The following is a 15,676-nucleotide window of genomic DNA, read 5'->3' on the forward strand; positions in this document are numbered from 1 at the left end:
GGGAGCGGCACCTTATAAGCCGCTCATCCTGATGGAGCGAGCCAGTCACATGACTGTCACGTTTCCCCTGTGGCGGGGTAGCTCAGGTGGTTAGAGCAGCGGAATCATAATCCGCGTGTCGGGGGTTCAAGTCCCTCTCCCGCTACCACAACACAGCCGACGACTTTGGCTGTATGATTTGACTCTCCGTACTTTGTCACCACTGACTGGAACCTCTGTGAACATGTGGGAACGGTCGATCAAGGCTTGTAAATCGTGGGCTTTCGGAAACGTTACGTCCGCACAGCCTTTAAATTCCGACCGCTGATCCGCAAAGGTTTTGCTATTCTCGAAGTCGCAAGCAGCCTAAAAAAGACCGCTTGCCCCAGATTTCACAGCCTGTTCCGCCTGCGGCGACGCGTCTGGATGTTGTTCCTGCATCGTCTCTTCGCTGTCTCCGATGATGTGTAAGCCGTCGGAGGGGCCAGTGCCCGGTTTGAACGCTTCGGTGATGGCATCCGGATCATCCGGCTGCGCCTTCATGCCGGTTTTGCGGTTGACGGCGACGAAGGTCATACCTTGGGGAACATGGAATTGCTCTGCAGGCATCAACTTCGATGCGGGCTCCATGAATTTTGCAAAAATTGGTGCTGCAAGCGTCCCACCCGTCACGGTACGACCGAGCGAGGCTGGAGTGTCGAAACCGATGTAAACGCCTGCTACCAGGTTCGGTGTGAAGCCCACGAACCAGACATCCTTGGAGTCGTTGGAGGTCCCTGTTTTGCCGGCAACCGGCCGATCGGAGATGTGGATTGTTCCCGCTGCGGTACCCCGTTGGACCACGCCTTCCATCATCGTCGTTATCTGGTAGGCCGTCATTGGATCGAGAACTTGCTCGCGGTTGTCAACCAGCGTCGGCTCTTTCTGATGTTCCCATTTGCCTGCATTGCATTCGTTGCAGACGCGATCATCGTGGCGGAAGATTGTCTTGCCATATCTGTCCTGAACCCGGTCGATTAGCGTCGGCTTGATCTGTTTACCGCCATCCGCAATCACGGCGTAAGCCGAAACGAGACGCATGACGGTGGTTTCTCCGGCACCGAGGGCCATGGGAAGATAAGTGGGCATCTTGTCATAGATGCCGAAGCGTTCCGCATATTGCGCGACCAGATCCATGCCCATGTCCTGGGCCAGACGCACGGTCATTTGGTTTCGCGAATGCTCGATCCCGAAGCGCAAAGTCGATGGTCCGTTGCTGCCCTCATTGCCGTAGTTGTCGGGAGACCAGACCTCTCCGCCATTGGCAATTGAGATCGGGGCGTCAAGGATGACAGAAGCTGGAGTATAGCCGCTGTCGAGAGCCGCGGCATAAACGAACGGCTTGAAGGACGAGCCGGGCTGCCGCATGGCCTGAGTTGCACGGTTAAACTTTGAAAGCGCGTGAGAAAATCCGCCCGTCAGCGCCAGAACGCGTCCTGTCTTAGGATCCATAGCAACGAAACCGCCTTGCAACCTCGGCGCCTGGCGCAACAGGAAATTATGCGAGTTCGTGGAAACGCGTTCAACATAGACGACGTCGCCGCGCTTCAGAACCGCATTTGGCGATTTTGCGGTTTTGTTGTTGTCGGCGTCATGAAAGGCCCACTTCATATCGGCGGCGGAAATTGTTCCGGTCTGGCGATCGCCGGAGGGCGGACCCGTTCTGTCCGTTTCTGGGCGAAGGCCTATTTCGACAGATTGGGGTGAAACATCGAGAACGACTGCCAGCGTCCACTCAGGAACGTCATTCAAATCGGGGACCTTGCCAGTTGAAACGAGTTTCAGGAGGCTGGAGCCCCAATCACCCGAGACATCAACTGTGGCCAGTATCCCGTGAAACCCTCTGCGCTGGTCAAATTCGACGAGCCCTTTCTGCAAGGCCTTGCGCGCAAGGTTCTGCAGGTCCGGGACTATCGATGTACGGACAGAAAGGCCGCCTTCATAAAGCTCCTTTTCTCCAAACTGGTCTATTAGCTGCCGGCGAACTTCGTCAGAAAAATAATCTGCAGCGATAATGTCATGGTCGCCGCCGCCCGTCTTCACATCGAGAGGCTTGGCTTTTTCGACCTCGGCCTCGTCGTTGGTGATGTAGCCGTTTTCGGCCATGCGATCGATAACCCAGTTGCGGCGAACCAGCGCGGCTTGAGTGTGTCGGTAAGGGTCGTAATTGTAAGGCGCCTTGGGAAGCGCGGCGAGGTAAGCCGCCTCCGCCACCGTCAGCTCGGTGACGGGCTTGCCGTAATAGGCGAGCGCCGCACTTGCCACGCCGAAGGCGCGCATGCCGAAGGGAATCTGATTGAGGTAAAGCTCGAGAATTTTATCCTTCGAATAAGTCTGCTCGATACGAAGGGTTAGAATTGCTTCCCTCACTTTCCGGTTGAAAGTCTGGTCTTTGGAAAGGAAAAAGTTCTTGGCGACCTGCTGTGTAATGGTCGATGCGCCTCTTAGCGGACGACCGGAGCCGAAATTTTCCACGTCTTTCAGAATGGCTCGACCTATTCCTGCAACGTCGATGCCGGCGTGACTGTAGAAATTCTTGTCCTCCGCGGAGATGAAGGCCTCCTTGACGCGATCCGGAATCGATTGGATCGGTAGGAAAAGTCGTCTTTCATGCGCAAACTCCGTGAGCAGGGATCCATCGTCAGCGTGGACCCGAGACTCGACGGGAGGTTCATACGAACTCAAGACTTCGTGGTTTGGAAGATCCTGGTTCAACGCAACAAGATAAATCCCACCCGCGATAGCGACGGTGAAAAACAGCAGACAGCTCAGCGACAACAAATGTTTAATCAAGCTGATCATATTGGATTGGCCATATTAACAACCTGGAAGACGAACGAGTGAAAACCAGATCGATCAGAGAAACATAAAGGCGACCAAGATGTGGCAGGGTATCAAGCCCTTGCAATTGAGTTTGGTCACCGTTCGAAAATGCGCGTAAGGGCTGCCCTGCCAACGCTGTGGTGGTGACGTCCCGGTGCCTGGCGAAGTGTCACAAGGTGCCCATGCCACCATCGATCATGATCTCGCTGCCGACCGTGTAGGCGGCTTCGTCGGATGCCAGGAATACCACTGCCTTCGCAATTTCGGACGGTTCACCAAAGCGGCCGGCCGGGACAAGATTTTGAATGCTTTCGGCGACGTTCTTCAGGTCAGTTTCGGTGAAACCAAGCTTGCCATAAAGCGGCGTAGAAATGGGGCCTGGGCTCACTGCATTCAGCCGGATGCCGCGCGCGATCAGTTCGCCGGACAATGTGCGGATGAATGACTGCAGCGCCGCTTTCGAGGCGGCGTAGACACTCGAGTTAGGCATGCCGATATGGGCATTGACCGAGGTGTTCAGTACGATCGAAGCCGGATTGGCCAGTATCGGCAGCAGTGCCTGCAGCAAAAAATACGGGCCTTTCACATTGATGTCGAAGACCCTGTCAAAGCCTTCTTCGTCCCATGCTTCCAAAGGCTTGAGAAGGGCAATGCCTGCGTTGATGAAGACGACGTCCAGGCCCCCGAATGCCTCCCTGATCGTTTCAGCGACGACCTTCTGGCCATCCACGTCGGCAGCGTCTGCCTTGATGACCAATACATTGGGGCCGAGCTCCCGCCGTGCAGCGTCCAGCGTCTCGGGGTTTGTTCCCGTGACTGCTACCCGTGCACCCTCACTGATAAATTGACGTGCTGTCTCAAGTCCGATGCCGCTGGTGCCACCGGTGATGAGCGCCCGCTTGTTTTTCAGCCTATCCATGATCCGAATTCCTTCTTGTTGTGTGGGTTTTCGTAAGTGCGAATGTGGCGCAAGCAAGCTGTTCGTACTACTGTGCCAATGGCGGACGTACCTTTCGGAAAGACCGAACAATGAAACTGGATGGCATTGCGAGTTTCGTGGCTGTCGCCGAAGAGGGCTCGATCAGCGGTGCGGCACGCACGCTCGGACTTTCAAAATCGGTCGTGAGCGAACGACTTGCGGAATTGGAACGAAGCCTCGGCGCTACTCTACTCCACCGTACGACACGCCGCGTTTCGGTGACGGAAGATGGCACTGCCTTTCTCGAACGCGCCAAGCGCATCCTGCGAGAGGTCTCTGAGGCAGCGGCGGACTTGTCCGAGCGGCGTGGAACGCTGGGCGGTCCAATGCGAATTGCTGCGCCTGTCACATTCGGCCGGATGCACCTCGGACCGGCTCTGTATCCGTTCATTGCTGCCAATCCCGATATCGAGATGTCGCTAGAACTCGACGATCGGCGCGTCGATGTTGCATCAGACGTTTACGATGGCGTCGTGCGCCATGGGGCGATTGACGATTCGAGACTGATGGTCTGGCGTTTGGCACCAAGCCGCCGTGTCTTGGTGGCCTCCGAAGCCTATCTGGCGGTCAACGGGATACCTGCAACAACGACGGAACTCGCCGCCCATAAGGGTTTGTTCTACACGAACCGAGGTGTTGCGGATTGGCGTTTCCTTACGCCTGGAGGCATTGAAATCGTTCGTGCTCGCATTGGATTGAGAGTGAACAACGGTGACATGCTGAGAGATGCGGCAATCGCCGGTCTCGGTATTGCACTCCTTCCGCTCTTTATCGCAGGACCGGACATTCGCGATGGGAAGCTCACGATCGTTGATGTCGGCGTTCGGCCGGACGCGGAATTCGTCTTTCTCGCGCACCCCGAGGGCCGCCGTCCTTCGGCAAAATTGCGCGCACTTGCGGCACACCTGAAAGCGTCGTTTGGCGACCCGCCCTATTGGGAGGACGGCGTGGGTTGAGGGGCCGCACCATGATGGCCCTGTGCGCCTCTGTGGCGACCGCTGCCTCAGTCCGCCTCTCTCGTCACCCGAGGACGCTCGATAAGGATCAAGCTAACCACCAAGCCTGGCCGTAGACTTGCGTGGGATCAACGTTGGAGCAGACACGAGGATCTGGTTGTCCCGTTGGGCGGTCGTATGTGTGAGCAAGTCGATGGCGTTGGCGGCAATCTGATCAAAAGGGACGCGCAGGGTCGTCAGTGGTGTTGGCAGATGGCTGACGATGGGAATATCGTTGTAGCCGACCAGAGAGACGTCATCGGGCACCGAAATTCCCATCTTGCTCAATGCAGAGAGAGCGCCAATCGCCGTATTGTCGTTGACTGCAAAAATTGCGGTCGGCCGCGATCCAAGTCCCATTAGCTTTTCGACGGCTTCCGCACCGGACTGAATACCGAATGTCGATGGGACGATCAGTTGCGGATCAATCGCGATGGCTGCCTCCTTAAGGGCGTGTCGGTATCCATCAACGCGTCCGGTTGCGCTGGATGCATAATCTGGTCCGGCAATCACGCCTATCCGCTTGTGTCCCAAATCCAGCAGATGGCGGGTCGCGAGATAGCCACCGAGGCGATCATCGCCGACCGCCGACAGGCTGTGACCATCCGTCCTGAGCGCCAGAACATAGGGCACGCCACGTTCTCGCAACTCGTCTGGAAAATCATCGTCGCCCCGTGCCGTGGACAGAATCAACCCGTCGACGCCGCGATTGAGCAGCGACTCTGCAGCCAGCCGATCAGCTTGGGGTTTGTCCTCGGTCGTTGCAACGATCGCGAACCGTCCCGAGCGCGCGCAGGCTTTGGCGATCGCCTCGTAGAGCATCGCCATGACAGTATCCGTCAAACGCGGAACGATGACCCCTATCGTCATCGTGCTCCCTCGGCGCAAACTGGCGGCTGAGACGTCTCGAACGTAACCCAGTTCCGCTGCAATTTTGCGAACTCGCTGGGCAGTTTCACTATCCGACCGCGGCAGTCGCTCATCAAGAATGCGCGAAACGGTTGATTTAGACACGCCCGCAGCGGCGGCAACGCTATGTACCGTCACGCGCGGTTGTCGCAGGCGCTCCTTTGATTCCATTGGTTTTCTTCCATTCCAAGTCTGTTGTCTGACGCTTTCAACTTACTTTGCACGAAAAATGCGGTTGACTCCAGAACAATTCAGATCGATAACGGGAACGTTCCCATTAACGATCCCGTCTGCTGATCGATTAAGGACAGCAGCTGATAGGAGGAGAAATCAGATGCAACCCATGGATCTTTGCGGCTTGAGCCCGGCACCCGTCACCGCTTTCACGCGGGATGGCGAGGTCGATTATGCAGCCAACGCCAAAATCGCCAGATGGCTCGCCTCGATGGAGGGCGTAAAGAGCCTGGTCATTCTCGGCCACGCCGGCGAGGGCACGTTCCTAACCGAGGACGAACGCCTTGAACTCATCCGCGTTTATGTCGATGCCGTTGGCGGTTCTCTCCCCATCATCGCCGGTATTACCGGTGAAGGAACCCGCGTGGCTGCCGCAGAGGCCAAGAAATGCAAGGCTGCCGGCGCCACCGGTGCGCTTGTTTATCCAAACCACGGCTGGCTCCGTTTCGGTTTCCAGAAAGGTGCTCCACAGGACCGCTACAAGGCGATCTGGGAAGAATCCGGTCTGCAGGAAATCCTGTTCCAGTATCCTGACGTGACCAAGGCGTCCTATGACCTTGACACGCAGCTGGCCATCGCAACCCAGCCCGGTGTCGTTGCGACGAAGAACGGCGTGCGCAACATGAAGCGCTGGTATGTGGAAATCCCGGAGCTGAAGAAGGCCAATCCGAACCTGCAGGTCCTCAGTTGCCATGATGAGTGGCTGCTGCCGACGATGTTTGACGTCGACGGCCTGCTCGTTGGCTATGGTAACATCGCGCCGGAACTTCTGATCGATCTGATCAAGGCGGGCAAGGCGCAGGATTATCCGCAAGCACGCAAGATCTTCGAACAGCTGCTGCCCGTGACCCGTGCGGTCTACCACCGCGGCTCACATATGGAAGGCACTGTCGCTCTGAAACTCGGCCTGGTCCACCGCGGCGTCCTTGATCATGCGACGATCCGCGAGCCGCTGAAAAACCTCGGCGAAAAGGCAGAACAGGAAATCTTCGCAGCCTTCGATGCCGCAGGCATTCGCCGTGTCGAGCAGCTGCTGGCCGCCGAGTGATCTCTTGCCGCCCCGCGCGAGCGCGCCGGGCGGCAAGCACCATGACCGGGTGACGAAGCGCAAAGCCGGTGATGCCGATGCAATTTATCTCTGACAGGAAACCAGAAACACCGTAGCAACGACGACGAAGCAAATCCGTAGCCGGGAGAGAGATTGGCGGCGGGTGGAGGAGGAAATCATGAATATCATGCAGCCGTTAAGGGCTGACGCGACGGCTGTTGCCGATCCGCAGGCCGACATCAGCGCCCGCCTGGAGCGCCTTCCTATCACAAGAGAAGTATTCTGGGCCCGTAACATCGTTGGAGCAGCGACGTTCTTCGACGGTTATACGGTGATCGCCATCGCCTATGCGATGCCTGTTCTCGTACGCGAGTGGGGGCTCACTCCATCCCAGACAGGCATGATTCTGTCGATGGGATATCTCGGACAGCTTATCGGCGCCATCCTTTTCGGCTGGCTTGCGGAAAAGGTTGGTCGCCTCAAGGTCCTGCTATTCACCATTCTCCTGTTCGTCAGCATGGATGTTGCCTGCCTCTTCGCTGCCGGCGCAGGCACGATGATGGCGTTCCGCTTCGTTCAAGGGATAGGCACCGGCGGCGAAGTGCCCGTGGCCAGCGCCTACATCAACGAGCTGATCGGCTCGAAAGGTCGCGGACGCTTTTTCCTGCTCTATGAAGTCATGTTCCTGCTCGGCCTCGTCGGCGCCGGTCTGATCGGCTACTTCATGGTTCCGGTCTACGGTTGGAAAGCCATGTTCGTCGTGGGTCTGGTACCCGCGATTCTGATGATCCCGCTACGGTGGTTTCTGAAAGAATCCCCGCGCTGGCTGGCGGCAACCGGCCGGTATGATGAGGCGAATGCCATCGTGACGCGGATGGAAGAAAGCGCTCGCGCCTCCGGGAAGGAGCTTCCCGCGCCACGGATCATTGCAACGCCCGTCAAACGCTCGTCCGACTGGAAAGAACTGTTCCAGGGGATCTATCTGAAGCGCACCCTGTCGATCTGGGCGATGTGGTTCTGCGCCTACATGGTGGCGAACGGAACGATCACCTGGCTGCCGACACTCTATCGCCAGACCTTCAATCTGCCGCTCGAAACAAGCATTCTCTATGGCTTCATGACGTCTGCGGCAGGCGTGGTCGCTGCCGTCATCTGCGCGCTGCTGATCGACAAGGTCGGTCGCAAACGCTGGTACGCAGGAGCGCTGCTTCTGGCTCCCGTGCCGCTCGCCATTCTGGCATGGCTCGGCGCGACATCGCCCATGCAGGTCCTGATCCTCGCGGGCCTTGCCTATGCCATCGTGCAGACCGTGACCTTCTCACTGTATCTCTATTCGGCGGAAATCTACCCGACCCGCATGCGTGCCATCGGCACGGGTGCAGGCAGCGCCTGGCTACGTCTCGGCTCATCCGCCGGTCCGATGCTTGTAGGCTTCGTGATGTCTTCCATGGGCATCCAGTATGTCTTCGCGGCATTTGCCATCATTCTGGTCATTGGTGCTGTCGTGACGATGCTGTTCGCGGTCGAGACCAAGGGTAAAGCTCTCGAAGAATTGTCGCCGTAAGTCGAGACGCGTGAATCAGTTCACATCTCCGCCCGTCGGATTGAAGAGCGGAGATGTGCCCCAATGCAAGAATGAGAGCCACTGAGCAACGAGCCAGACGACGCGCCTGAGCATCTAGGCAAGACAAAAATCCTGATCGGATAAGACGTATCGAAACGGTTGGATGTCACACCGGGTTCGGTGTCATCGCCGCGCGTCATCCCAAATACGTTTTCAAGAACGAGACGGCGTTATTCCGGCTGCGGCCCCGACACATATCATCGAGGCGTGCATACCAGCCGACGGGCTTCTGGCGCAATCTCCCTCTCTAAAAACCTCGATGGATTACGATTCTATCGGCACGATGTCAGGCCGCTGAATGGCGAGAAATATTATACGCTGGCTCGGTCTATGTAAACTTGATCACGCTCGGAGCCGTGGATGGCGATGGCGTACCGGTTGCTGCGCTTGAGCACCAGTTTCAGGCATCAGGTCGCCAATGATGCCAAACGATATCCGGCACGACTGGAAAATCAAGGAATTGAGGGCTTTTAGGGAGAATTGGCTGGGGAACCTGGATTCGAACCAAGATCGACGGAGTCAGAGTCCGCTGTTCTACCATTGAACTATTCCCCAAAAGCTGCAAGTGCGTTGCCGCGTTCGCTTTGGTGGGTCGTCATATAGATGATTTATTCTGGGGCGCAAGTCGAAAAAATCGAAAAATGCGTTTTATCCCGCTTTTGCGCTGTCTCTTCGGGTCAGAGCCTTGCGCGGGTGGAGCGGGGTGTGGAGAGCAACAGGCTGGTCTCGCTGCCGGTGATGCCGGGCACGAGGCGGATGCGGCGGAGCACGGCGTCGAAATCGCTGAGTGTGGCGGCATTCAGTTCGACGATCAGGTCCCAGCGGCCATTGGTGGTATGAATTTCGGAGATTTCCGGAAAACCGCCGAGTGTGCGGATGACGCGGTCCGTCACATGGCCTTCAATCTCGATCATCATGATGCCGCGGATTGCGGCCTCCCCGGCGTCGGCGCGCAGGATGACGGTATAGCCGATGATGGCGCCGTCATTTTCCATTCTTTCGATACGTGCGCGCACCGTCGCGCGCGAGGTTTGGGTTTCCACGGCCAGATCGGAAATGCTGCGCCGGCCATTATGCCGCAAAAGGGTGATGAGGCGTTCGTCGAGATTGTCCATCTATGCCATTTCGATAAAAAGATTTTACCAAAATGGTAGCTCATTTCGATAATATTGCCAATATTTCATGTTCATTCTGCCATGTCTCCATGGTCTAGTGAAATATCGGTTGGGAAAGCGAGGACGGGAATGGATATCAGGCTTGTTGGTGCGCCGTTGCAAATCGGGGCCGGGCAGCTGGGCTGCGAAATGGGGCCGAGCGCCTATCGTGTCGCGGGGCTTGCCCATGCTCTCGAAGAACTGGGGCATCGGGTGGTCGATACCGGCAATGTGACGCCGGCGCCGCTGCGGGAATTTTGCCACCCTAACCCGGCCGTGCATCATCTGTCCGAAACCGTTGCCTGGACCGAGGCGCTGACGCAAGCCGCCTATCGCGAAAGTGTCGATGCCGTGCCGATTTTCCTCGGCGGTGACCACGCGATTTCGGCTGGAACCGTGGCGGGCATGGCGCGCCGGGTGGCTGAAAAGGGCCGTCCGTTTTTCGTGCTCTGGCTCGATGCCCATACTGATTATCACACGCTGGAGACCACCCGCAGCGGCAATCTGCACGGAACGCCGGTCGCCTATTTCAGTGGACGTGATGGTTTTTCCGGTTACTTCCCGCCGCTTTCCCATGCCGTTCCGGAAGAGAATATCGGCATGATCGGCATTCGCAGCGTTGATCCGGCCGAGAGGGCCGCTCTGGAAAAGAGCGACATCACCGTTCACGACATGCGCTCGATTGACGAGCACGGTGTTGCCGTTCTGCTGCGCGAATTCCTGGCGCGGGTTCATGCGGCGAACGGGCTTTTGCATGTCAGTCTGGATGTCGATTTTCTCGAGCCCTCCATTGCGCCGGCCGTCGGCACCACCGTTCCGGGCGGCGCGACATTCCGCGAAGCGCATCTGGTCATGGAAATGCTGCATGATAGCGGGGTGGTCTGCAGTCTCGATCTCGTGGAGCTCAATCCGTTTCTCGACGAGCGCGGCAGGACGGCAACCCTGATGGTGGATCTCGCCACCAGCCTGATGGGCAAGCGGGTCATGGACCGCCCGACGCGGGCCGGTTGAAAGGGGTGATGCGATGACCGTGATACCAAACCTCAATATCGTGCCCTTCGTCAGTGTCGATCACATGATGAAGCTGGTGCTCAAGGTGGGGATCGACACATTCCTGCGCGAGCTCGCCGATGTGGTCGAAGAGGATTTCCGCCGCTGGCATAGCTTCGACAAGACCCCGCGCATCGCCTCGCATTCGAAGGAAGGTGTCATCGAGCTCATGCCGACCAGCGACGGCACGCTTTATGGCTTCAAATATGTCAACGGCCACCCGAAGAACATGAGGGAAGGCCGCCAGACCGTGACGGCTTTCGGCGTGCTTTCCGATGTCGGTAATGGCTATCCGCTGCTTCTGACCGAAATGACGATCCTGACGGCGCTGCGCACCGCCGCCACCTCAGCCGTTGCGGCGAAATATCTCGCTCGCCAGAATGCACGCTCCATGGCCATCATCGGCAATGGCGCGCAGAGCGAGTTTCAGGCGCGCGCCTTTAGGGCCATTCTTGGCATCGATACGCTGCGACTATATGATATCGACCCTTCCGCGAGTGAAAAATGCGCCCGAAATCTTGCCGGACAGGGGTTTGCCATCAAGATCTGCGGCTCTGCCGAAGAGGCGGTCGAAGGGGCTGACATCATCACGACAGTCACCGCCGACAAGCAATATGCGACGATCCTGACGGACAACATGGTCGGTCCCGGTATCCACATCAATGCCGTCGGCGGCGACTGCCCCGGCAAGACGGAGCTGCACCGCGATATCCTGCTACGATCGGATATCTTCGTTGAATATCCGCCGCAGACGCGCATCGAAGGCGAAATCCAGCAATTGCCGGCGGATTATCCAGTCACCGAACTCTGGCAGGTCATGTCAGGGGAAAAGCAAGGGCGCACGGGCGACAGGCAAATCACGCTGTTCGACAGCGTCGGTTTTGCGACAGAGGATTTTTCGGCGCTGCGTTATGTGCGCTCGAAACTGGCTGCCACCGGACTTTATACCGAGCTTGACCTCTTGGCCGATCCGGATGAGCCACGCGATCTCTTCGGCATGCTGCTGCGCTGTGAGGCGGCTCTCGACAAAACCGGTGATCGCCAGCAGGCCTAATTCGCCTCCCGGCGGTTCCTGCGGGCAACCACATGCTCCCGCCAGATGGTGAAGAGGCCGGCGGCAATAACGATCGCTGCGCCGATGACCATATTGGACGTTACCACCTCGCCGTAGATGGTGACGCCGATAATGGAGACGAGCACCAGTTGGTAATAGGAAAAGGGCTGCACGGAGGCTGCGTCCGCCAGTTCGAACGCCTTTATCAGGCAATAATGGCCGCTCATGCCGGTAATGCACAGCGCCAGCATCCATCCCCAATCCTGCGGCGCAAGGGGCACCCAATAAAACGGGCCGACCAGCGTCAGTGCTGCTGCCCCAGCCACGCCGGTGTAGAAGAAGCTGGTCATGGCTGAATCGCTCTTGCTGCCGAGGCGTGTCAGGACGCTGTAGAGCGCAAGCATGAAGGCGGCCACGAAGGTGATGATCAGCTTGTTGTCAAATCCGTCGCCCTCAGGCTTGAGGATGACGAGAACGCCGATGAAGCCGACGAAAATGGCGCACCAGCGCCGCCAGCCCACATGTTCGCCCAGCAGAGGCATGGACAGCGCCGCAACGATCAGCGGCGCGGAGGCGAGGATGGAATGGCTATGCGCCAACCCGACGACGGCGAAGGAGAAGATGGAAAAGACGATCTGCACGGCCAGCAATACGCCGCGGCTGATCTGCAGCCAGGGGCGGTTGGCCATGACGGCGCCGCGAATGCCGCCAGCCGATCTTGCAGCCATCAACAAAACGAAGACGGCAAAAGCCCAGTATCGCAGCATGGCGACGAAGACGGGCGGATAGGCGCTGCCCAGATGTTTCGATATGCCATCCTGCGCCGCAAAGATCGTGAAAGCGACAAGCGCATAAAGAAAACCGGTCTTGGCTGATGGCATAAGAAAACCGCTATCCGGCAATTGCCAGTAAAGGAGGATCAGGCATGAGTGAGGTGGGTAGTGACCATATGAAATGGCCGCACCTTGTCAGACAACCTTATTTTTCGAATGGCAGCCATGCAAGTCCGGGCGCCGGCTTTTTAGAAGGGCAAATGAGCGGGCCGGTGGCCGATGCTATGCGGGCAATACGGACGAACGCTTACTTTCCGTCATTCCAGCCCAAGCCGGATGAGGGATATTATGTCCCGCGAAATCTCCGCGGGACAAATTAGCGGGTGATGATGAGAGTGGCCTCAGCCGATCTTCACGGCCGCCTTGGAAGCGGTGGATTTCAGCGCGGCGTCGGCGAGTTTCAGCGCGATCAACCCGTCCTTGATGGAAGGTGAAGGCGCAACATTGTTTTCGATGCTGTCGATGAAAGCGGTGATTTCCGCGGCATAGGCGGCGGTGTAACGCGTCATGAAGAAATCATGCAGCGGCGGGCGGGTATAACCATCCGCATTGGCGATCTCGATGGAAACCGGACGCTGGTTTTCGGCCGCTGCCGAGCCCTGCGAACCATGCACCTCGATGCGCTGGTCGTAACCATAGGTCGCGCGGCGTGAGTTCGAGATGATTGCCTGCCTGCCGCTCTTGGTCGTCAGGATAATGCTGGCACTGTCGAAATCGCCAAGCGCGCCGATCTCCGGATTGACGAGAACGGAACCGGTTGCGAACACGCTTTCCACTTCCTCGCCGAGCAGGAAGCGCGCCATGTCGAAATCATGAATGGTCATGTCGCGGAAAATGCCGCCGGAAACTTTGATATATTCGGCTGGCGGCGGGCCGGGGTCGCGGCTGGTGATGGTAACCATCTCCACGTTGCCGATGCGTCCGTCTTCGATTGCCTTGTGAACGGCCTGGAAATGCGGGTCGAAACGGCGGTTGAAACCGAGCATCACCTTAGCACCGGTCTCTTCGACGACCTTGGCGCAGGCTTCCGCGCGGGCGACATCGAGATCGACCGGTTTTTCGCAGAAAATAGCCTTGCCGGCGCGGGCGAAACGCTCGATCAGGTCGGCATGGGTATTGGTCGGCGTGCAGATGATGACGGCGTCGATCGTCTTGTCGGCCAGAACCTCGTCGATCGTGCTGACCTTGCACTGCGCCTCGCGGGCGATGGCTTCCGCAGCACCGGCCATGGCGTCGACAACGGCCACCAGCTGCGCACGGCTGTCGGTAGTGATCGCCTTGGCGTGGACCTTGCCGATCCGTCCAGCGCCGAGCAGTGCCAATTTCGTAACCATCTTTCCTCCGGTTTCTCACATCCGTCCCTCACTCCTGAAGAGACAGAATATGAATGCATGCAATGTTTCGATATGGAATATATGTTCTATTTTGCTAGATCGACATCGCAGAAGTGTCAAGCGTTTTGACGGAGGCGAGCGGCGGGCGGCACGTCGAAAAAAAGAAATCCCCCGCATTGCCAAAAGGCCCTGCGCGGGATTGCGGGAAGAGAGGTCTTGGTGGTCGGTTCAGGCTGAGATCGTGTCGGTCTCTGGTGGAAGCGCATAAACTTCGACGGGGGTTTCGAGGCCGCGAAGAAGCCATGGCCCCAGGCTTTCCAGCGCGTCGCGATTCCCGGCCATGCGGACGAATTCCTCGGAGAAAAGCACGTTGCGGCCGGTCTCCTTGGTCAGCGTTTCCAGCCGTGAGGCGATATTCACGGCGGGGCCGATGACGGTGAAATCGAGGCGGGTTTTCGAGCCGATATTGCCATACATGACATCACCGACATGCACGCCGATGCCGTAACCCAGGGGATCATGGCCCTTCCGGCGATTGAATTCGTTGAGCGCGACGAGGCCCTTCTGCGCGCTGGCGATGGCCTTCAGCAGGTTTTCGCAGGCCTTGGGATCGCTGAGGGGGAAAATCGCGAGCAATCCGTCACCCATGAATTTCAGGATTTCGCCGCCAAATTCCTCGATGGGATCGCACATGGCGTCGAAATAACCGTTCAGAAGCTCGATGACATCGTCGCGTGGCCAGAGGTCGGATATATGCGTGAAATTGCGCAGGTCGCAGATCAGGATCGCCGCACCCACCGTGATGCCGCTGCCGCGGGTCGTTGCGCCATTGAGGATCTTTTCACCCGCATGCGGTCCCACATAGGTCTCGAGAAGGGTGCGGGTCATGCGGTTTTTCAGACGAATCTCGCTCACCAGCGCCAGGGCAGGCAGAAGATTTTTCAACGCAAGGACTTCCGTTTCGGTGAAGCCACCGGGCCGGTCGCTGGAGAAGGTGGCGACATGGCGCTTGCCGAAGGTGTGTTCGATCGGCCAGGCGCAATAATCCGTCAGCCCTTCGGCCCGCAACTCTTCATAGATGGTATAGCCAGGCTCGTCGATCTCCTCGCCGGTGAGCCGGTGGCGGACTTCGGTGGCGCCTTGATGGATGTCGTTGATGGGGCTGTTGAGATATTCGGGGGAGTTTTCCATGCCGTAGCCATAGGTGGCGATATCGGCAGTGGGCAGGCCGGCTTTCCACAAAATACGCGCGCCAAGCCATTGCGGATGGCGAATGCGGAAAGCAAGCACGCCCCTTGCGACGGAAATTCCGCTTGCCCGCAGCCTGTTGCAAAGCTCCACGAATATCTCGTCGATAAAGCGTTCGTCCTTGGTGCCCGTCACGAGCCAGTCAAGGATTTCGGTCCTCTCCACGGGCCACAATTCATCCACGGCGGAAGAAACCTGTTCTTCGGTGTCAAGGCTTAGTGTCATGGCAGGATTCCGGAGGTTGTTGCCGCTCTCACACGGGCGCAGTCATGCCGAACATGGTCGCTCGTGAACCCCATGTGGTGCCGGATAACGAAAATGTTAAGAGAGCGCTGCGGAAAATGTTCCGGAAAAGACTGGCGGCCCCAAGGCC

The 15,676-nt window shown here is 58.0% G+C and carries 12 protein-coding genes and 2 tRNA genes; 6 read left to right on the forward strand and 8 right to left on the reverse strand.

From position 1 onward, the window contains the following. The first annotated feature begins 71 nt into the window (after window positions 1–71). A tRNA-Met gene (locus tag ACFVTJ_RS14220) sits at window positions 72–148 on the forward strand. 197 nt (window positions 149–345) lie between these two features. On the opposite strand, the gene ACFVTJ_RS14225 is transcribed toward ACFVTJ_RS14220, so the two are convergent. Continuing rightward, window positions 346–2,820, reverse strand: coding sequence for a penicillin-binding protein 1A (locus tag ACFVTJ_RS14225; RefSeq protein WP_386908379.1), 2,475 nt, complete (start codon window positions 2,818–2,820; stop codon window positions 346–348). Between the two features lie 190 nt (window positions 2,821–3,010). After that, window positions 3,011–3,760, reverse strand: coding sequence for an SDR family oxidoreductase (locus tag ACFVTJ_RS14230; protein ID WP_386908380.1), 750 nt, complete (start codon window positions 3,758–3,760; stop codon window positions 3,011–3,013). A gap of 110 nt (window positions 3,761–3,870) precedes the next feature. Between ACFVTJ_RS14230 and ACFVTJ_RS14235 the strand changes: the two genes are divergently transcribed. Next, window positions 3,871–4,776: a LysR family transcriptional regulator gene (locus ACFVTJ_RS14235; protein WP_386908382.1), complete on the forward strand. Its 906-nt coding sequence runs from the start codon at window positions 3,871–3,873 to the stop codon at window positions 4,774–4,776. A 93-nt stretch (window positions 4,777–4,869) separates the two neighbouring features. Here the strand turns inward: ACFVTJ_RS14235 and ACFVTJ_RS14240 are convergent, their stop codons facing one another. Beyond that, a complete protein-coding gene (locus ACFVTJ_RS14240) occupies window positions 4,870–5,895 on the reverse strand; it encodes a LacI family DNA-binding transcriptional regulator (protein WP_386908384.1) in 1,026 nt (341 codons plus the stop codon). A gap of 163 nt (window positions 5,896–6,058) precedes the next feature. On the opposite strand from ACFVTJ_RS14240, the gene ACFVTJ_RS14245 reads away from it, so the two are divergent. After that, window positions 6,059–7,006: a dihydrodipicolinate synthase family protein gene (locus ACFVTJ_RS14245; protein WP_386908385.1), complete on the forward strand. Its 948-nt coding sequence runs from the start codon at window positions 6,059–6,061 to the stop codon at window positions 7,004–7,006. Between the two features lie 178 nt (window positions 7,007–7,184). Continuing rightward, window positions 7,185–8,570 carry an MFS transporter gene (locus tag ACFVTJ_RS14250; protein WP_386908387.1) on the forward strand — a complete coding sequence of 462 codons (1,386 nt, stop codon included), beginning with the start codon at window positions 7,185–7,187 and terminating at the stop codon, window positions 8,568–8,570. Window positions 8,571–9,111: 541 nt separating this feature from the next. On the opposite strand, the gene ACFVTJ_RS14255 is transcribed toward ACFVTJ_RS14250, so the two are convergent. Then, window positions 9,112–9,185, reverse strand: a tRNA-Gln gene (locus ACFVTJ_RS14255). A 122-nt stretch (window positions 9,186–9,307) separates the two neighbouring features. Beyond that, window positions 9,308–9,745, reverse strand: coding sequence for an Lrp/AsnC family transcriptional regulator (locus ACFVTJ_RS14260; protein WP_386908389.1), 438 nt, complete (start codon window positions 9,743–9,745; stop codon window positions 9,308–9,310). 129 nt (window positions 9,746–9,874) lie between these two features. Between ACFVTJ_RS14260 and rocF the strand changes: the two genes are divergently transcribed. Together rocF and ACFVTJ_RS14270 are read left to right on the forward strand one after the other, a co-directional pair. Beyond that, complete coding sequence (rocF, locus tag ACFVTJ_RS14265) at window positions 9,875–10,795, forward strand: arginase (protein ID WP_386908391.1); 921 nt, start codon at window positions 9,875–9,877, stop codon at window positions 10,793–10,795. Window positions 10,796–10,808: 13 nt separating this feature from the next. After that, window positions 10,809–11,888, forward strand: a complete 1,080-nt coding sequence (locus tag ACFVTJ_RS14270; RefSeq protein ID WP_386908393.1) for an ornithine cyclodeaminase — start codon at window positions 10,809–10,811, stop codon at window positions 11,886–11,888. Here ACFVTJ_RS14270 and ACFVTJ_RS14275 read toward each other — a convergent pair. The 3 genes from ACFVTJ_RS14275 to ACFVTJ_RS14285 all read right to left on the reverse strand — a co-directional run bounded on the left by ACFVTJ_RS14275 (window position 11,885) and on the right by ACFVTJ_RS14285 (window position 15,528). Next, window positions 11,885–12,769 carry a DMT family transporter gene (locus tag ACFVTJ_RS14275; protein WP_386908395.1) on the reverse strand — a complete coding sequence of 295 codons (885 nt, stop codon included), beginning with the start codon at window positions 12,767–12,769 and terminating at the stop codon, window positions 11,885–11,887. The genes ACFVTJ_RS14270 and ACFVTJ_RS14275 overlap by 4 nt on opposite strands. Before the next feature lie 293 nt (window positions 12,770–13,062). Beyond that, window positions 13,063–14,055: an inositol 2-dehydrogenase gene (gene iolG, locus ACFVTJ_RS14280; protein ID WP_386908397.1), complete on the reverse strand. Its 993-nt coding sequence runs from the start codon at window positions 14,053–14,055 to the stop codon at window positions 13,063–13,065. A 228-nt stretch (window positions 14,056–14,283) separates the two neighbouring features. Beyond that, window positions 14,284–15,528 carry an adenylate/guanylate cyclase domain-containing protein gene (locus tag ACFVTJ_RS14285; RefSeq protein ID WP_386908399.1) on the reverse strand — a complete coding sequence of 415 codons (1,245 nt, stop codon included), beginning with the start codon at window positions 15,526–15,528 and terminating at the stop codon, window positions 14,284–14,286. Window positions 15,529–15,676: the final 148 nt, after the last annotated feature.

The sequence above is a fragment of the Agrobacterium sp. NPDC058088 genome, assembly GCF_042885035.1.
GTDB lineage: Bacteria > Pseudomonadota > Alphaproteobacteria > Rhizobiales > Rhizobiaceae > Agrobacterium.

Bases quoted from the DNA above. Each gene is read 5' to 3' on its own strand.
- ACFVTJ_RS14240 (WP_386908384.1), bottom strand. From the start codon at position 5,895: ATGGAATCAAAGGAGCGCCTGCGACAACCGCGCGTGACGGTACATAGC.
- rocF (WP_386908391.1), top strand. From the start codon at position 9,875: ATGGATATCAGGCTTGTTGGTGCGCCGTTGCAAATCGGGGCCGGGCAG.
- ACFVTJ_RS14230 (WP_386908380.1), bottom strand. From the start codon at position 3,760: ATGGATAGGCTGAAAAACAAGCGGGCGCTCATCACCGGTGGCACCAGC.
- ACFVTJ_RS14250 (WP_386908387.1), top strand. From the start codon at position 7,185: ATGAATATCATGCAGCCGTTAAGGGCTGACGCGACGGCTGTTGCCGAT.
- ACFVTJ_RS14275 (WP_386908395.1), bottom strand. From the start codon at position 12,769: ATGCCATCAGCCAAGACCGGTTTTCTTTATGCGCTTGTCGCTTTCACG.
- iolG (WP_386908397.1), bottom strand. From the start codon at position 14,055: ATGGTTACGAAATTGGCACTGCTCGGCGCTGGACGGATCGGCAAGGTC.
- ACFVTJ_RS14235 (WP_386908382.1), top strand. From the start codon at position 3,871: ATGAAACTGGATGGCATTGCGAGTTTCGTGGCTGTCGCCGAAGAGGGC.
- ACFVTJ_RS14245 (WP_386908385.1), top strand. From the start codon at position 6,059: ATGCAACCCATGGATCTTTGCGGCTTGAGCCCGGCACCCGTCACCGCT.
- ACFVTJ_RS14225 (WP_386908379.1), bottom strand. From the start codon at position 2,820: ATGATCAGCTTGATTAAACATTTGTTGTCGCTGAGCTGTCTGCTGTTT.
- ACFVTJ_RS14260 (WP_386908389.1), bottom strand. From the start codon at position 9,745: ATGGACAATCTCGACGAACGCCTCATCACCCTTTTGCGGCATAATGGC.
- ACFVTJ_RS14270 (WP_386908393.1), top strand. From the start codon at position 10,809: ATGACCGTGATACCAAACCTCAATATCGTGCCCTTCGTCAGTGTCGAT.
- ACFVTJ_RS14285 (WP_386908399.1), bottom strand. From the start codon at position 15,528: ATGACACTAAGCCTTGACACCGAAGAACAGGTTTCTTCCGCCGTGGAT.